Origin of the sequence: Micromonospora sp. DSM 45708, from assembly GCF_039566955.1 — a bacterium.
Classification (GTDB): domain Bacteria; phylum Actinomycetota; class Actinomycetes; order Mycobacteriales; family Micromonosporaceae; genus Micromonospora.
Map to the genome: position 1 here is coordinate 5,141,980 of NZ_CP154796.1, position 15,906 is coordinate 5,157,885.

At 73.0% G+C, this 15,906-nt stretch carries 13 protein-coding genes and 1 pseudogene; 5 read left to right on the plus strand and 9 right to left on the minus strand.

Annotation, left to right across the window (positions count from 1 at the left end; translation table 11 throughout):
* Window positions 1–60 precede the first annotated feature (60 nt).
* The 3 genes from VKK44_RS21905 to VKK44_RS21915 all read right to left on the minus strand — a co-directional run bounded on the left by VKK44_RS21905 (window position 61) and on the right by VKK44_RS21915 (window position 1,615).
* Window positions 61–246: a hypothetical protein gene (locus tag VKK44_RS21905; protein WP_343443100.1), complete on the minus strand. Its 186-nt coding sequence runs from the start codon at window positions 244–246 to the stop codon at window positions 61–63.
* Window positions 237–761, minus strand: a complete 525-nt coding sequence (locus tag VKK44_RS21910; protein ID WP_343443101.1) for a trypsin-like serine protease — start codon at window positions 759–761, stop codon at window positions 237–239. The genes VKK44_RS21905 and VKK44_RS21910 overlap by 10 nt, the downstream gene beginning before the upstream one ends.
* 128 nt (window positions 762–889) lie before the next feature.
* Entirely contained in the window at window positions 890–1,615 is a 726-nt protein-coding gene (locus VKK44_RS21915) for a TetR/AcrR family transcriptional regulator C-terminal domain-containing protein (RefSeq protein WP_343443102.1), read from the minus strand.
* 75 nt (window positions 1,616–1,690) lie between these two features.
* Here VKK44_RS21915 and VKK44_RS21920 point away from each other — a divergent pair.
* Together VKK44_RS21920 and VKK44_RS21925 are read left to right on the plus strand one after the other, a co-directional pair.
* Window positions 1,691–1,981: pseudogene (locus VKK44_RS21920) on the plus strand (DUF4386 domain-containing protein); the annotation flags it as partial.
* Window positions 1,982–2,060: 79 nt separating this feature from the next.
* Window positions 2,061–2,369 (plus strand): DUF4386 domain-containing protein, encoded by a 309-nt coding sequence (locus tag VKK44_RS21925; RefSeq protein WP_343443103.1) that lies wholly within the window; start codon window positions 2,061–2,063, stop codon window positions 2,367–2,369.
* A 46-nt stretch (window positions 2,370–2,415) separates the two neighbouring features.
* On the opposite strand, the gene VKK44_RS21930 is transcribed toward VKK44_RS21925, so the two are convergent.
* The 4 genes from VKK44_RS21930 to VKK44_RS21945 form a co-directional block, all read right to left on the minus strand.
* A complete protein-coding gene (locus VKK44_RS21930; RefSeq protein ID WP_343443104.1) occupies window positions 2,416–4,857 on the minus strand; it encodes a glycoside hydrolase family 2 protein in 2,442 nt (813 codons plus the stop codon).
* A complete protein-coding gene (locus tag VKK44_RS21935) occupies window positions 4,854–5,696 on the minus strand; it encodes a carbohydrate ABC transporter permease (RefSeq protein WP_343447852.1) in 843 nt (280 codons plus the stop codon). The genes VKK44_RS21930 and VKK44_RS21935 overlap by 4 nt, the downstream gene beginning before the upstream one ends.
* A 41-nt stretch (window positions 5,697–5,737) precedes the next feature.
* Window positions 5,738–6,751 (minus strand): carbohydrate ABC transporter permease, encoded by a 1,014-nt coding sequence (locus tag VKK44_RS21940; RefSeq protein ID WP_343443105.1) that lies wholly within the window; start codon window positions 6,749–6,751, stop codon window positions 5,738–5,740.
* A gap of 82 nt (window positions 6,752–6,833) precedes the next feature.
* Window positions 6,834–8,117, minus strand: a complete 1,284-nt coding sequence (locus VKK44_RS21945; RefSeq protein WP_343443106.1) for an ABC transporter substrate-binding protein — start codon at window positions 8,115–8,117, stop codon at window positions 6,834–6,836.
* A 382-nt stretch (window positions 8,118–8,499) separates the two neighbouring features.
* Between VKK44_RS21945 and VKK44_RS21950 the strand changes: the two genes are divergently transcribed.
* Complete coding sequence (locus VKK44_RS21950) at window positions 8,500–9,519, plus strand: LacI family DNA-binding transcriptional regulator (RefSeq protein WP_343443107.1); 1,020 nt, start codon at window positions 8,500–8,502, stop codon at window positions 9,517–9,519.
* Between the two features lie 18 nt (window positions 9,520–9,537).
* Here VKK44_RS21950 and VKK44_RS21955 read toward each other — a convergent pair whose 3' ends face one another.
* Complete coding sequence (locus tag VKK44_RS21955) at window positions 9,538–12,231, minus strand: putative bifunctional diguanylate cyclase/phosphodiesterase (RefSeq protein ID WP_343443108.1); 2,694 nt, start codon at window positions 12,229–12,231, stop codon at window positions 9,538–9,540.
* A gap of 317 nt (window positions 12,232–12,548) precedes the next feature.
* On the opposite strand from VKK44_RS21955, the gene VKK44_RS21960 reads away from it, so the two are divergent.
* Window positions 12,549–12,959: a PH domain-containing protein gene (locus tag VKK44_RS21960; RefSeq protein WP_343443109.1), complete on the plus strand. Its 411-nt coding sequence runs from the start codon at window positions 12,549–12,551 to the stop codon at window positions 12,957–12,959.
* Here the strand turns inward: VKK44_RS21960 and VKK44_RS21965 are convergent.
* Entirely contained in the window at window positions 12,953–13,879 is a 927-nt protein-coding gene (locus tag VKK44_RS21965) for a 2-hydroxyacid dehydrogenase (protein ID WP_343443110.1), read from the minus strand. The genes VKK44_RS21960 and VKK44_RS21965 overlap by 7 nt on opposite strands.
* A 142-nt stretch (window positions 13,880–14,021) precedes the next feature.
* Between VKK44_RS21965 and VKK44_RS21970 the strand changes: the two genes are divergently transcribed.
* The gene (locus VKK44_RS21970; protein ID WP_343443111.1) at window positions 14,022–15,827 is read left to right on the plus strand and encodes a SpoIIE family protein phosphatase; all 1,806 of its coding nucleotides are present in this window, start codon (window positions 14,022–14,024) and stop codon (window positions 15,825–15,827) included.
* Window positions 15,828–15,906: the final 79 nt, after the last annotated feature.

Sequence of the window (15,906 nt, forward strand, 5' to 3'; positions counted from 1 at the left end):
TGCCGCTCCTCCCCGCCGGAACGGGCACGGTGGAAGGAGCGGCGAGGAACGGCTGCGTGGTCAGGCCACGCCGGGGATGTCCGTCAAGCCCTCGATCCACCCGGCGACCACCGACGTCTGAACGGCATAGCCGTAGGAATAGTCCGGCGCGTACGCGTAGTAGATCCCATAGACGCGGTCGCCCGACCAGACGCCCGCGCCCGAATCTCCCTTCACCGGAATTCCGTCGATGGGGGTCAGCCGCATGTGGTCCACGGCGGACCCGTCCACCGACAGGGAGCAGACCCGGAGCGAGGGAGTCGGCGCCGACGAGGGGACGGATGGCTGATCCGACCCCAGCCCCGCACGGCGACGGTGATGCCGGTCTTCAGGAGCGAGTTGGCGTTGTACTTCGCGATGAGGTTCACGTTGCGCACGGACCATCGCAGATGCAGCACCGCGACGTCGTACTTGTCGTTGGGCGCCCAGCCGATGACCGGGACTCCCTCGCCGTACTTCGGCCTGCGGTCGCCGGTCCAGATCTGGAACCTGTCGGGGTCTTCGCCGTCGAAGCAGTGCTTGGCGGTGAGCACCCAACGCTGACCGATCAGCGTCCCGGTGCACTTGTATCTCGCTCCGGAGTCGGCCCAGATGTTGACCTGGCCGCGGAGCACCCCGCTGGTGGTGCCGCCGAAGATGGCCGCTGCCGGCGTCGAGCCGGCGAGCACCAGCGCGACCGCGAGGCCGGCTGCCGCAGCGGCGAGGGCGCCGGAACGGAACATTCGTCCGATCATCAACAGGGCTCTCCCATTCGCAGAAAACGTTGGCCCGGTGACCGTCATCGATTTCGCATATGGGTGGCAGAAAGGCTGGATGACAAGGCAGTTTCGAGATGGTGACGCCGCCCGGGTCAGCGTGATGCGGCCTGCCGGTCGGGGCGGTGCTCGGCCTGCGCGCGTTCGAGGCCGTCGAAGAGCAGGTCGAGAGTGAATTCGAACTCGGTCTGGCTGTCGCACCAGCCGAGCGTGGGATCGGTCGCGTCGTGCGTCTCGGCGGCGACCATCGCGGCCAGGTGGGGCAGTCGCTCGGCCAGCGCCGCCAGCTCAGCCTCCGCCACCTCAGCCCTCTCCCCGGTCGCCGGCCGGAAGACCTCCTGCGCGAAACCGAGCGCCAGGCTGCCGAAGGCGTGCAGCGCCCGGTGGGCGATCCGGTACGAGAAGCCGCCGTCGACAAGCGTGGCGAGGATGCCGTCGTAGTAGGCGTACACCCCGGCGGGCACGGACGGGCGGGAGGTGAGCAGCGCCGGCGCCCAGGGGTGGCGCAGCATGACCGCGCGCGCGGCGAGGAAGCGCAGCCGCAGCCGGGTGCGCCAGTCTCGACCCGCCGCATCCGCTTCGGCGCGGCCGGCGGCTGACGCGATCTCGGCCACGACGGCGTCGACGAGCCCGTCGAGCAGGCCCTCCTTGCCGGGCAGGTGGTGATAGAGCGACATCGCCTCGACGCCGATCTCCGCGGCCAGCCGGCGCATCGTCAGCGCCGCCATCCCTTCGGTGTCCACCAGGGCGATCGCCGTGGCCAGGGCCTCCTCGCGGCTCAACGGCGCCCGGCGCTTCTTCGCTCCCATCCGGCTTCCCATCTTCCCTTGACCTTACAGCGTATGGTTACCTTACGACGTAAGGCAGGCCGGTCACCCACCCCACAGGAGCCCGCCATGCACCCGCTGATCCGCACCGCCCGGACGACCGGGCTGCTCTACCTCGGGCTCGCCGTCGCCGGCGCCCTGGGGTTCCTCACGATCCGCCCCATGATCTTCGACGCGGGTGACGCCGGCGCGACCCTCGCCCATCTGGTGGCGCACGAGTTGCTGGCGCGCGTCGGTGTCGCCCTCGAACTGCTGGTCGTCCTCACCCAGGCGCTCACCGCGATCTGGTTCCATCGCCTGTTCCGGACGGTCGACAGCCTCGCGGCCGGCAGCATCGCCGCGTTCGGCCTCGTCAACGCCGTCGCCGTCCTCGGCAGCGCCGCCATGCTCGCGACCGCCGTCCAGGTCGCGACCGGCGGGCCTGGCACCCGCCGCCGCCGTGCAGACGCTCTATCTCGTCAGCGGGAACCTGTGGGAGGCGGGCGGCATCTTCTTCGGCCTCTGGCTGGTGCCGATGGGCTGGTGCGTGCTCCGCTCGGGCTGGCTGCCCCGTCCGCTCGGCTGGGTCCTCGCCGTCGGGGGTGTCGGCTACGTGCTCAAGACGTTCGTCACCTACCTCGCCCCCGGTGCGGGGATCGTCGGCGACCTGCTGGTGGTCCCCGCCACCGTGGGCGAGTTCTGGATGCTCGGCTACCTGATCGTCGTCGGCCTTCGAAAGCGGGCGCTCAACGGAGATGACCGCGGTTGAGCGGGGCCCCCTGCTCTGCGGAATGCGTTAACAGGGGGCCCCTCCTTCAGCCGTTGACGCAGCGCAGCACCGGGCGGCGCGTCAGCGCCGCCCGGTCGAGCGGGGCGGCGGCGCGCACCGTGAACCCCGCGCTCTCCCCCGGCAGCAGCGTGACCAGCGCGGTGTCGACCTGCGCGGACGGGTCCAGCCGGTCGGGAAAGAGCGTCAGGTCGCGCAGCAGGGTCCGGGCGGTCACCCGGACCCGCTGGCCGCCGTCCGCCGGCTCGACGGTCGCGTCCCACTCCGCCGTCGGCCACTGGATGTCGCGGTCCTCGGCGAAGAACCACAGCGCCCGCTCCGCGGTGTCACCGGCGTCCGCGACGAGCAGCTCGCGGCGGGCCTCGTCCGGCCGTGCCAGCTCCGCCGGCAGCGCCAGCACCACCGAGGAGTACGCCGGGACGTCGAGGTCGACCGAGGTCTTCGCCCTCGGCTCCCCGGCGAGGGTGAGCCGGGTGACCGTGACCGGCCCGGTCCACGGCTGCGCGGTCTCGTTGACCGCGACCACCGCCAGCCCGCCGTCGCGCGGCTGCACGGTGAGCAGCCGGTCCGCGTAGGCGCGGCGTAGCGCGTACCACAGGGGTTTGCGCCGGCCGTCGCCGTCGACGGCGGCCCAGGAGGTGACCGGCCAGCAGTCGTTGAGCTGCCAGACGATGGTGCCCGTGCAGACCGGCCGGTGGGACCGGAAGTGCTCGACGCCGAGCTGGATGGCGCGGGCCTGGTTGAGCTGGGTGTAGTAGTGCCAGTCGTCGAAGTCGGCGGGGGGCGGCAGGTGCGCGTCCAGCCCGCGTTGGAGTTTCCGGTCCCCGTCGGTCGCCTTCTGGTGGTGGGTCATGCCCGGCGAGTCGTGCGCGAGCGGCTCGTCGGAGATGGACCGGCGCAGCGTCGCGTACGCGGGTGGGGCCTGGTAGCCGAACTCGGCGACGAAGCGCGGCACGTACTCGCGATATTTGGTGTAGTCGTCGTCGTTCCAGACGTCCCAGATGTGCATGGTGCCGTGCGCCGGGTCGTTGGGGTGCCTGTCCTCGGTGCCGGACCAGGGGCTGCCCGGCCAGTACGGGACGGTCGGGTCCAGCTCGCCGACGACCGAGGGCAGCAGCTCCAGGTAGTAGCCGCGCCCCCAGGTGCGGCCGGCGAGCGGCTCCTGCCAGTCCCAGTCGTGCCAGCCCCAGATGTTCTCGTTGTTGCCGGTCCAGAGCACCAGCGACGGGTGGCCGGCGAGCCGGGTCACCTGTTCCCGCGCCTCGGCCTCGACCTCGGTGCGGAACGGCTCCTCCTCCGGGTACGCCGCGCAGGCGAACAGGAAGTCCTGCTGCACCAGGAGCCCCAGCTCGTCGGCCAGCTCGTAGAAGTCGTCCGACTCGTACCGGCCGCCGCCCCAGATGCGCAGCAGGTTGACGTTCGCCCCGACCGCCTGGTCGAACCGTTCGGCCAGGCGTGCCCGGGTGACCCGATTGGGGAAAGCGTCGTCGGGAATCCAGTTGACGCCCTTGACGAAGATCGGCAGGTCGTTGACGTGCAGCGTGAACGGGGTGCCGTGGGCGTCCGGCGTGGTGTCCAGGCGGACCGTGCGGAAACCGATCCGGCGGGACGCGGCGTCGAGGTCCCGGCCGTCGGCGGCGTGCAGCGTGACGTGGAGCTCGTGCAGCGGCTGGTCGCCGTACCCGACCGGCCACCAGAGCGCCGGGTCGGGAACGGTGAGCGCCAGCACGGCGGCGTGCTCCCCCGCCGGCACGGTGACCTCGGCGGTGACGCCGGCGACGTCGGCGCGTACGGTCAGCGGCTCGTCGCCGGCCCGCTCCAGGTCGACGTGCAGCTCCACCCGGCCGACGCCGTCGTCCACGGTGACCAGCGGCCTTACCGACGCGAGCCGGGCGGTGGACCAGGCGTGCAGGGCGATCTCCTGCCAGATGCCGGCGGTGACCACTGTCGGTCCCCAGTCCCAGCCGAAGTTGCAGGCGGTCTTGCGGATGAACTGGAACGGCTCCGGGTACGCGTTGGGCCGGTCGCCGAGCCGGTCCCGGTGCGCCTCCGCGTAGCGGTACGGCGAGTCGAAGCGTACGGCCAGGGTGTTGTCGCCGGGACGCAGCAGCGACCGGACGTCGAACCGGTAGGAACGGTGCTGGTTCTCGGTGCGCCCGATCTGGGTGCCGTTCAGCGTCACGGTGGCCACCGTGTCCAGGCCGGCGCAGACCAGGTCGACCCGGTCGTCCTCACCCGGCTGCCACGGGAACGTGGTCTGGTAGACCCAGTCGGTGCGCCCGATCCAGAGCAGCCGGTTCTCGTTGTCGTCGAGGTACGGGTCGGGGATGAGACCGGCCGCGAGCAGGTCGGTGTGCACGCAACCGGGCACCGTGGCCGGCACCTCGGTCCCGGCGATCTCCGGCGGCACCTGCGGCCCGGACTCGGCCCGCAGCGTCCAACCCTCGTGCAGCAGCGTGGGACGGCTCACGACTTCACCGCGCCTTCCATGATTCCGCGGACGATCTGGCGTCCACCGATGAACAGCATGAGCAGCAGGGGGATGGTGGCGATGAACGCGCCGGCCAGCACCCGCCGGTAGATCACGTAGTTGCCGCTGGCCAGGTCGGAGACCGCGACCATCGAGGTCGGGTAGTCGGTGCCGCTCAACGTGATCAGCGGCCACTGGAAGTCGTTCCAGGTGGCCACGAACGTGAGCAGGCCGAGCACCGCGAGGGCCGGGCGGATCGCGGGGAGCACGATCGTGGCGTACACCCGCATGGTGGTGGCGCCGTCGACCCGGGCCGACTCGACAAGCTCGTCCGGGACGGTGTTCACGATGAACTGTCGCATGTAGAACACGCCGAACGCGGTGACCAGACCGGGCGCGATGACCGCGAGCAGCGTGCCGTTCCAGCCCAGCTTGCCCATCACGATGTAGAGCGCGACGATGCCGAGCTGGTTCGGCACGGTCAGGGTGAGCACCACGAAGAGCATCAGCGCGCCGCTGCCCTTGAAGCGCAGCTTGGCGAACGCGAACCCGGCCAGCGAGCAGAAGAACAGCACCGAGGCGGTCACCACGGTCGAGACGATGACGCTGTTGACGAGCGAGGCGGCGAAGTAGACGTCCTGGAGCGAGAAGACCTCGTCGACGTTGGTCAGGAACTTGTCGCCCGGCACGATCGCCGGTGGCAGCTTCGCCAGCGCCTCGTCGTTGCTGGTGGCGATGACGAACATCCAGTAGAGCGGGAACGCGGCGAACAGCATGCTGACCGCGAGCAGCAGGTAGGTCCAGAGCCCGGCCGGTGTCTCCTGCGGGGCGCGGGCCATGGGCCGGCGCTTGCGCGGGGTCGGCGGGGAGGCAAGGGCCGTCATCTACGCCCTCCGGAGAGTCGGTTCGTCAGCAGGTAGTTGATCCCGGCGACGACCAGGATGATCAGGAAGAGCGCCCAGGACATGGCCGCGGCGTAGCCGAGGTTGAGGTCCTTCCAGCCGACCTTGTAGATGAGTTGGGCGATGGTCTGCCACTCGCCGTTCGGTCCGCCGGTGGCGGCCTGGGCGTTCGGGTCGAACAGCATCGGCTCGGTGAAGAGCTGGAGCCCGCCGATGGTGGAGAGGATCACGGTGAACACGACCACCGGCTGGATCATCGGCACGGTGATGCGCCAGAGCTGCTTCCACTGGCCGGCGCCGTCGATCGCGGCGGCCTCGTAGACGTCACGCGGGATGGACTGCATGGCGGCCAGGTAGAGCAGGGCGTTGTAGCCGATCCACTTCCAGTTGACCATGGTGGCGATGGCGATCCAGGCGTGCAGCTTGTCGGCGCGCCAGTCGATCGGGTCGTCGCCGCCGCCGATGCCGAGCAGGCCGAGCACCCAGTTCGCCATGCCGAAGTCGCGGGAGAAGAAGACGCTGAACACCATGGTCGACGCCACGATCGGCGTCACGTACGGCAGCAGCACGCCGACCCGCCACCAGGTCTGCGCCCGCAGTTGCCGGTTGAGCAGCGAGGCGACCAGCAGCGCGAGCAGCAGTTGCGGCACGGTGGAGAGCAGGAAGATGCCGAAGGTGTTGTAGAGCGCGTTCCAGAAGTCCTCGTCGGCGAGGAGGCGGCTGAAGTTCTCGACGCCGGCCCAGTAGGGCAGCGTCGGATCGTCCAGCCGGTAGTTGCGCAGCGAGACCACCGCGTTGAACAGCAGCGGGAACAGCCCGAACACGACGAAGAGCAGGAAGAACGGTGCGATCATCAGGTACGGCATGTAGCGCATGTCGAAGCGGTACAGCCGGTTGCGCCAGGTCAGCCGCCGGTCGTCGGCCCCGCGACGGCCGCGCTCCGGCGCGGGTCGGCGGCGCGGCGGCGCGGGCGCGGCACGGGTGCTGGACATCGGATCACTCCTGAGCCGGGGAGGGTGGACGGGGTACGGCGGTGCCGGAGCGGGGTCGATTCCGCTCCGGCACCTGTGTGTGTCAGGACTTGGCGGCCTTGTCGGCCTCCTTGACCGCCTCGGTCCAGGCGGCGTCGGGCTTCAGCGACTTGTTCTCCACCCGGCGGATGACGTTCTCCACCGCGACCCGGGTCGGGCCGTTCTTCTTGCCCAGGTACTGCGGGGTGAGGCCCTGCGCCATCTTCGGGAAGATCTGGCCGACCGGGGCGTCGTTGAAGAACGGGTTCTTGAAGTCGGCGATGGCCGGGTCGGCGTAGAGCGCCGGCTGCGACGGCAGGTTGCCGACCTTCTTGAAGATCTCGATCTGCTGCTCCGGCGCGACCAGCCACTCCAGCAGCTTGTACGCCTCGTCGACGTGCTTGCCCTGCTTGGGGATGGTCAGGAACGAGCCACCCCAGTTGCCGCCGCCGCCGGGGACCGCGGCGATGTCCCACTTGCCCTGGGTGCCGGGCGCGGTGTCCTTGATGTGGCCGAGCATCCACGCCGGGCAGGCGAGCACCGCGAACGCGCCGCTGGTGAAGCCCTTGTCCCAGTCGGCCTGGAAGCTGACCAGGTTGGCGGAGAGCCCGGACTGGACGGCCTTGACCGTGTAGTCGAACGCGACCTTCGGGCCCTGCTCCATCTGGAGCTGCTCCTGGTCGTTGTAGAAGCCGACCTGCTGCTGCCCGAGGATCGGGTTGAACAGGTTCGTGCCGGCGTCGATGAACTTCTTCTTGGTCTTGCCGGTGTACTGCTGGCCGACCTCGAGGAACTTGTCCCAGGTGGGCCACAGCGCGGAGACCTGGTCGCGGTCGGTGGGCAGGCCGGCGGCCTTGAACAGGTCGGTGCGGTAGCACATGGCGAGGCCACCGACGTCGGTGCCGAGCCCGATCTGCGTCTTGCCGTCGGCGGACAGCGACTGCTTCCACTTCCAGGGCAGGTACTTGCTCTCGTACGATCCGGCGCCCTTGTCCAGCAGGTTGACGAACTTGTCGGACTGGCTGCGGAACTGGACCATGAAGCCCTCGTCGATCGCCGCGATGTCCGGCGCGCCGTTGCCGGCGACGAGCTTCTTCTGGAGATCCTCGTGCTGGGCGTTGTACTCGCCCGAGTTGAGCTGGATCTTGACGTTCGGGTGGTCGGCCTCGTACTTGGCCTTGAGGTCCTGGAGGCCGAAGTCGCCCCAGAAGTTGATCTTCAAAGTGACCTGACCGTCGGCCGCGTCCGCGCCGCCGGTGGTGCTCTTGCCGCTACAGGCGGCGACCATGACCAGGCTGACGGCACCGACGGCGGCCGTGCGCGCCCAGTGCGTCCAGGACCGTTTCATGTCATCCTCCGCGCCGAATGGGAACGCTCCCGAGATCGAGAGACGTTGACTGAACCGGATAAGTGAGGCCACCGTACGGTTCGCTCTTTGCACTGTCAACGGCCGGTTAACAGCGAGGCCGTCCCGTAACCTTCGGGACCGGTTGGGAGCGCGACCATGCGTGGTGGAGCGCTTTCCGGAGCAGTTTCGGGAGCGCCGGGATGGTGGACAGCGAGCCGGATGCCCGTACGCTGAACCGCACAAGTGACCAACTGTGTGGTTCAGTCGCCGACGGGCCGCCGCGCCGACCGGACGACCGGCCCGGTGCAGTAGCGTCACTCCCCGCCGCCACCCGGCGGTCGGGAAGCGCCCGCGAGGGCCGGACAAGTGGAGGAACGCTTCGGTGAAGCGGCCGACCATCGCCGACGTCGCCCGGCGCGCCGGGGTCTCCAAGGGCGCGGTGTCGTACGCGCTGAACGGGCAGCCCGGCGTCTCCGAGGCGACCCGCCAGCGCATCCTGGCCATCGCCGCCGAGATCGGGTTCAGCCCGAGCAGCGCCGCGCGGGCGCTCTCCGGCGCCACCGCCAAGGCGGTCGGGCTGGCGCTGTGCCGGCCCGCCCGGATACTGGGCATCGAACCGTTCTTCATGGAGCTGATCAGCGGCGTCGAGGCGGAACTCTCCGCCCGCTCGTACGCGCTCACGCTCCAGGTGGTCACCGACCAGGAGGCGGAGATCGCGGTCTACCGCCGGTGGTGGGCCGAGCGCCGGGTCGACGGCGTCTTCGTCTGCGACCTGCGCACCGACGACCGGCGGGTGCCCGCGCTGGAGGAGCTGCAACTGCCCGCCGTGATCATCGGCGGTCCCGGGCACACCGGCAGCCTGGCCAGCGTCTGGTCCGACGACGCGGCGGCCCTGGTCGAGACCGTCGAATACCTGGTCGCGCTCGGGCACCGGCGGATCGCCCGCGTCGGCGGGCTCCCCTCGCTGCTGCACACCGAGATCCGCACCGACGCGTTCACCGACGTGTGCCGGCGGCTCGGGCTGGACGAGGCGAGCACGGTCTGGTCCGACTACACCGGCGAGGAGGGCGCGCGGGCCACCCGCCGGCTGCTCAGCTCCGCCAACCGCCCGACCGCGGTGATCTACGACAACGACGTGATGGCGATCGCCGGGCTGTCCGTGGCGCAGGAGATGGGGCTGGCCGTCCCCGGCGACCTCTCCATCGTCGCCTGGGACGACTCGCCGCTCTGCCAGCTCGTGCACCCGCCGCTGACCGCGCTGGGCCGGGACATCCCGGCGTACGGGTCGCACGCCGCCCGACAGCTCCTCGCCGTGATCGCCGGGGAGCCGGTGACCGAGTTGCAGGACGAGACCGCCCACCTGACCCCGCGCGGCAGCACCGCCCCGCCCCGTGCTCGCTGAACCGGTTAAGTCACCAACTCACCGGGACGCCGAGGGGAACTCCTCGAACCACGCCTCGACCCGCTCCGCGGTCGCCGGCCGGGCCAACGCGAAGCCCTGGCCGTACCGGCAGCCGGCCCGTCGGGCGCCGGCCACCTGACCGTCCGACTCCAGCCCCTCCACCACCACCTCCACGCCGAGCCGGTCGCCGAGGTTCGCCACCACGTCGATCAGTGGACGCTGCCCGTCCCCACCCGGCGTCACCAGATGCGGGCCGACCTTGAGCAGGTCGATCGGCAACCGGCGGAGCTGGGCCAGCGAGGCGTGCTCGGCGCGGAAGTCGTCAAGCGCGGTGCGCACCCCGAGCGACCGCAGGCCGGCCAGCCGCGCCGTCACGGTGGACAGCTCCGCCCCCACCGCCGGCTCGGCCACCTCCACCACCAACCGTTCCGGCGGCACGTCGTACGCCGCCAACGCGGTCGCGGTCCGCGCCACGAAATCCGGCGCGCCCAGCTCCCGCGGCGTGACGTTGACCGCCATCCACAGCTCGCGGCCCCCCTCCGACCAGGCGGCGAGCTGCCGACAGGCCCGGTCCACCACCCACCGCCCGACCTCACCGAGCAGGTCGAGATCGGCCGCCACCGGCAGCAGTTCCGCCGGCAGCACCGTGCCCAGCGTCGGGCTGCGCCAGCGCAGCAGCGCCTCGGTGCCGACCGGCATCCGGTCGGCCAGCGCCACCACCGGCTGGTAGACCAGGTCCAGCTCCCCCCGGGCCACCGCGCCGGGCAGCTCCCGCTCCAGGTCGAGCCGGCGGACCAGTTGCTCCTCCAGGTAGGCGTCGTACCACTCGATCCGGTCCCGGCCGAGCTGCGCCGCCCGCCGCCGGGCCAGGTCGGCCTGGCGCAGCACGTCCTCCGGGTCGCCACCGGTCGTCTCGGCCAGCCCGACGCTGACCCGGACCCGGGTGACGCCCGCCGGCCGGGGATACGGCTCGGCGAGCGCCGTCAGCAGCCGCGTGCCCAGCGCGTACGCGGGCACCGGTCCGAGGTCGGTGAGCACGGCGAACCCGGTGTCGCCGACGCGGGCGACCAGGTCGTGCGGACCGCAACCGACGCGCAGCCGGTGCCCGACCTCGACCAGCACCGGCGCGTCCGGCGGCACCACCTCGTCGCCGTGCACGTCCACCAGGAGCAGCGCGCCGCCGCTGCGCAGGGGCAGCGCCCGCACCAGGTCGGCGCGGGTCAACGGCGCCGGCTCACCGCCGTCGTCGTCCGCGCCGATCAGCCGCCGCAGCCACGCCTCGCTGGCCGCGAGCCGCTCCACCCGGCGGCGCTGGTCGGCGGCGGCGAGCAGCTCGCCCACCATGATCGGCGGAATGACCGACAGCCCCAGGGCCATCGCCGCCGGGGTGAACTCCCCCGCCGTGCCCAGGTGCACGCCGGCGGCCAGCGCGGCGATGCCGGCCGGCGCGGTGAGCCGGGGCCACGCGGCCGGCGCGGCCCCGTGGTGCGGTCGCTCCCCCGCCGAGGTACGCCGGGCGCCGGCGGCGATGAGCAGCGCGCCGGCCAGCACCGGCGGCGCGACGGCCGACAGGGCGCGGTCCGGGGCGTCGTACGCGAGCAGCGCCACGAGCAACGCCAGCCCGCCCAGCGTGAGACCGGCGCCGGCGTGGCAACGCGCGGCGCCCGGCCGACGCCGCCGTTCGGAGACCGCCGCCATGGCGAGCACGGCCAGCGCCACCGCCCCACCCACCGTGGCGACCCACGCGGCCGGCGGCACCGGGCCGGCGGGCAGCAGCATCCAGCCGGCGAAAGCCAGGCTGACACCGAGCGCGAGCACGTCCACGGTGCGGCGCAGACGCTCCCGGCCGGGGAGCCGGGACCGGCCCGGCAGGCGGAGCAACGCGGCGGCGTGCAGCGGCGCGGTGAGAGCGAGCCCGACCAGCGCGACCGGCAGCCGGTGCGCCGGGTCGCTCAGCGGCAGCACCGCGACGGTGAGCCCGGCGACCAGGACGGCCGCGTCGAGAATCGCGGCGACCCGCCGGGACAGCGCCACCCGGCGGGCCTGCCGCCCGGTCGTGGTGCCCGGGACGGGTGGGCCCGCCCGGCCGGTCGCCTCGGCCCGGCCCGCGGCGGCCCGCTCCGCCGGCCCGGAGCCGCCCGCCCCCGGTACGCCGAGACAGGTCTTCGTCCGGCCCGCAACGGCGCGCGGCGCCGACGCCGGATGGCCGGTGCCCGCCACGCCGTGCGGCGGCGACGCCGGATCGCCGGTGCCCGCCACGGCCTGGTGTACCGGGGCCAACGGGTCGACGCCCGACGCTCCACGGAGCAGCCAGGCCGTGGCCGGGTCGGCGGAGCGCGGAATTGCACGCGGCGCGGACGCGGGATGGCCGGAGCCCGCAACGGCGTGCGGCGGCGACGCCGGATCGCCGGACGCCGGCCCGACGCGCGGCGTTGGATGACCGGTGCCCGCCACGCCGCGGCGCGTCCGGGCCGAGGGCAGCGGGCTTCGGGCCGAGACGGCGTGATGCGCCGGCGTGGGCGGCACACCCGCCAGCCAGGCGAGCCGGACGCAGGCGAGGGCGGAGGCGCCGGCGACGGCGAGCGCCGCCGCGGCGGGACCGGGCACGAAGCCGGCGACGCCCGCCAGCAGGAAGGACGTGCCGACGAGCGACACGGCGAGGTCGGGCAGGGGTGGCCACCGGCGGGGTCCGGCGGAGAGGATGACGGGCACGGCGGTCGCCTTCGTGAGGGGGCACGGGGCGGTGCGGTTGCGGTGCGGCGTGCGGGGTCGGGCAGGCGCGGTCGCATCGGCGGGGACCGCTGCGGCCACGCCTAAGAACGATCCCGGAAGCGGCCGGTGACGGAACATCCATAGTGATGCGCGTCACACCTTGCCTAACGATCCCCACCCAACCCGGCGATCATGAGGTTGGCGGCGACAAAAAGGACGGCGAGTGCCGCCAACTCCATGATCACCGGCACGGGCCACCGGCGGGGCAAGGTGGGGCGGGGCGGGGGTGTGAGCTGGTTGGATGCGATCATCGGAGCGTGAGCAGCGCCGACACCGTCCGATTCCGTCCCAACCAGGCCATCCTGGTGGCCGCGATCGTCGCCTTCATCGGCGCGCTGCCGCTGGCCACCGCCCGGTGGTGGCTGCTCTGGGTGCTGCTGGTGCCACTCGGGATCGGGCTGTGGGCGTGGCGGTCCGGCACCGACGCCGACGCCCGGGAGCTACGGCTGCGGGCGCTCGTCGGGCAACGACGGGTGTCCTGGGACCGGGTCGCCGAGCTGACCGGCGACGCCCGTGGCCGGGCGGTCGTCCGGCTCGACGACGGTCAGGTGCTCGTGCTGCCCGCGGTGCGCGCCACCGACCTGCCCCGGCTGATCGCCGCCACCGGGCAGCGCCTCCCGGGGGACGGCACCGGCCCGCAACGGCCCGACGACGACGCCGGTCAGTAGCCGTCCACCACCCGGTTCGTCAGCTCCTCCCCCGCCACGAAGCGGCGCAACTGCGCCCCCACCAGCCGGTACGCGCGCGGCAGCAGACCGCGCACCGACCCGGCGACGTGCGGGGTGAGCAGCACGTTCGGCAGCTCCCACAGCGGATGGTCGGCGGGCAGCGGCTCCGGGTCGGTGACGTCCAGCGCGGCCCGCAGCCGTCCCGACGCCAGTTCGGCGAGCAGCGCCGGCGTGCGGGCCACCGGCCCACGCGCGGCGTTCACCAGCAACGCGCCGTCCGGCATCGCGGCGAGGAACCGCTCGTCGACCAGACCGCGGGTCTGCTCGGTCAGCGGCACCAGCAGCACGACCACGTCCGCGCCGGGCAGCAGGTCGGGCAGGTCGGCCACCCCGTGCACGTCCTCGCCGGGGCGGGCCGTACGGGCGACGAGCGTGAAGCTCACCTCGAACGGGGCGAGCCGGGCACGGACCGCCGCGCCGATCGAGCCGGCGCCGACGATCAGCACCCGCTTGCCGGCCAGCTCGTCGCTCGGGGCGACCTCGCCGTACGCCCATTCCCGGCGGGCCTGGGCGCGGGCCAGCGGCGCGAACCCGCGCAGCGCGGACAGGATCGCGCCGACCACCCACTCCGCGGTGGCCGAGTCGTGCACGCCGCGGGCGTCGCAGAGCGTCACGCCGTCCGGCATCCGGCCCGCCCACGCGTCCGCGCCGGCGGAGAGGAGCTGCACCACCTCGACGTCCGGCAGGTCGGCCAGGAGCGCGCCGGCGTCCGGGCCGGCCAGGAACGGCGGCACCCAGAACCGCACCCCGGCCGGGGACGACGGGAGCCGGTCCGGATCCGTCAGCACCTCCACCGTGACGTCGGGCGGCAGTTCGCCGAGCAGACGGCGACCGTCGGGGTGCGGAATCCATACCTTCACGACCGCCGACGATATCCGTAGCCGCAGGTCGGCGCCGCGGCGGTCGTGACGAACGCCCCGCCGAAGGTCGGACACACGTGCGACAGGGTTTAATCGAGGGCGGGACGCCGGCCGGCGTCGCGACGCGCAGGACAGGGGGGCGATGAGCGAGGACGACCCGGAGCGGAAGGCGGTGCCGATTCCGGCGCTGACCGATCCCGACCGGCTGCGGTCCCTCGACGAGACGCGCCTCGACGCGGTGCCGGACGAAGCGTTCGACCGGTTCGCGCGGCTGGTCGGCGACCTGCTCGACGTGCCGGTCGCGCTGGTCTCCCTGGTCGACGCGGACCGCCAGTTCTTCCCCGGCGCGGCCGGGCTGCCGCAGCCCTGGGCGGCCCGCCGGGAGACCCCGCTCAGCCACTCGTTCTGCCAGCACGTCGTCGACATCGAGGTGCCGATGGTGCTGCCCGACGCCCGGCTCTACCCGCGGGTGCGGCTGAACCTCGCCATCGAGGACCTCGGCGTGGTGGCGTACGCGGGCATGCCGCTGACCGACCTGGAGGGGCGGGTGCTCGGCTCGCTCTGCGCCATCGACAGCAAGCCCCGGGCCTGGACCAGGGAGCAGTTGCGTACGCTCGCCGACCTGGCCGCCGCCTGCTCGTCGGAGTTGCGGCTGCGGATCGCGGTCCGCAGCGCCGAGCAGGCCCGCCGCCGCGCGGAGGAGGCCCACGACCGGCTGGCGATGCTGGCCGGGATGAGCGAGATGCTGGGCGGCACGCTCGACGTGGCCACCGCGGTCGACCGCCTGGCGCACGCCATGGTGCCGTTGCTGGCCGACTGGTGCCTGATCACGCTGGTCGACCCGGCGGGCCGGCCGCGCAACGTCTCCGGTGTGCACCGGGACGAGGAACGCCGCGGCGACCTGGCCCGCTTCGCCACGCTGCTGACCACCGGGCTCGGCCCGGAGTCGCTGATCCGTTCGGTGCTGCGCTCCGGCCGGCCGGTGATGCGCGGCAGCGCCGGCATCGCGGACGTGGCGCGCGGCACCACCCGTCCGGAGCTGGTGCCGCTGGCCGAGCGGCTCGGCATCGGCTCGCACGTGACGGTGCCCATCACCGCCGTCGGGGACCGGGTGATCGGCGCCGTCACGCTCGTCAACCGCCCCGGCCGGCGCGGGTTCGACGCGAGCGACCTGCGGACCGCGCAGGACATCGGGGTACGGGCCGGCCAGGCGGTCGGCAACAGCCGGCTGTACGGCGAGCAGCGGCACGTGGCCGAGGTGCTCCAGCACAGCATGCTGCCGGTCCTGCCGACCGTGTCCGGGATGGAACTGGCCGCCGGCTACCTGCCGGCGGCGGACCGGGTCGAGGTCGGCGGTGACTGGTACGACGCGTTCGTCCAGCCCGACGGCGAGCTGATCGCCGCGATCGGGGACGTCGCCGGTCACGACATCGAGGCCGCCGCCACCATGGGCCAGTTGCGGAACCTGGTCCGGGGCAACGCGTACGGGCGGGACGACCCGGTGGAGGAGCTGGTGGCCAACCTCGACCGGGCCATCGGTGGGTTACGGGTGCCGACGGTCGCCACCGCCGTGCTGGCCCGGGTCCGCCCCGGCGACGGTGGGCTCCGGGTCTGCTGGTGCAACGCCGGGCACCCGCCGCCGCTGCTGATCCGCGCCGACGGCACGGTGTCGGTGGCGGTGGGACGGGGTCCGCTGCTCGGCCTGGCCCGCCCGCCCCGGCGCACCGGGCGGGCGTTGACCCTCGCTCCGGGCGACACGCTGCTGCTGCACACCGACGGTCTGATCGAGCGCCGGGACCAGCCGATCGACGAGGGGCAGGCGGAGCTGCTCGACCGGCTCGCCGCCGACGGTCCCGACGTGCCGCTGGCCGTGCTCTGCGACCGGCTGCTGGCCGCCGCGGACCGCCGCGAGGACGACGTCGCCGTGCTCGCCCTGCGCGCCGGCTGAGCGGCCGGGCCCCACGACGTCGCCCGGACGCGGCGGTCACCGGCAGCGCTCGACCGGCCCGGTTCGCCGCCGCGTCCGG

What these genes read in the sequence shown, in the direction of transcription:
- VKK44_RS21905 (WP_343443100.1), bottom strand. Translation starts at nt 246, where the DNA reads ATGCGGCTGACCCCCATCGACGGAATTCCGGTGAAGGGAGATTCGGGC.
- VKK44_RS21910 (WP_343443101.1), bottom strand. Translation starts at nt 761, where the DNA reads ATGTTCCGTTCCGGCGCCCTCGCCGCTGCGGCAGCCGGCCTCGCGGTC.
- VKK44_RS21915 (WP_343443102.1), bottom strand. Translation starts at nt 1,615, where the DNA reads ATGGGAAGCCGGATGGGAGCGAAGAAGCGCCGGGCGCCGTTGAGCCGC.
- VKK44_RS21935 (WP_343447852.1), bottom strand. Translation starts at nt 5,696, where the DNA reads ATGGCCCGCGCCCCGCAGGAGACACCGGCCGGGCTCTGGACCTACCTG.
- VKK44_RS21940 (WP_343443105.1), bottom strand. Translation starts at nt 6,751, where the DNA reads ATGTCCAGCACCCGTGCCGCGCCCGCGCCGCCGCGCCGCCGACCCGCG.
- VKK44_RS21945 (WP_343443106.1), bottom strand. Translation starts at nt 8,117, where the DNA reads ATGAAACGGTCCTGGACGCACTGGGCGCGCACGGCCGCCGTCGGTGCC.
- VKK44_RS21970 (WP_343443111.1), top strand. Translation starts at nt 14,022, where the DNA reads ATGAGCGAGGACGACCCGGAGCGGAAGGCGGTGCCGATTCCGGCGCTG.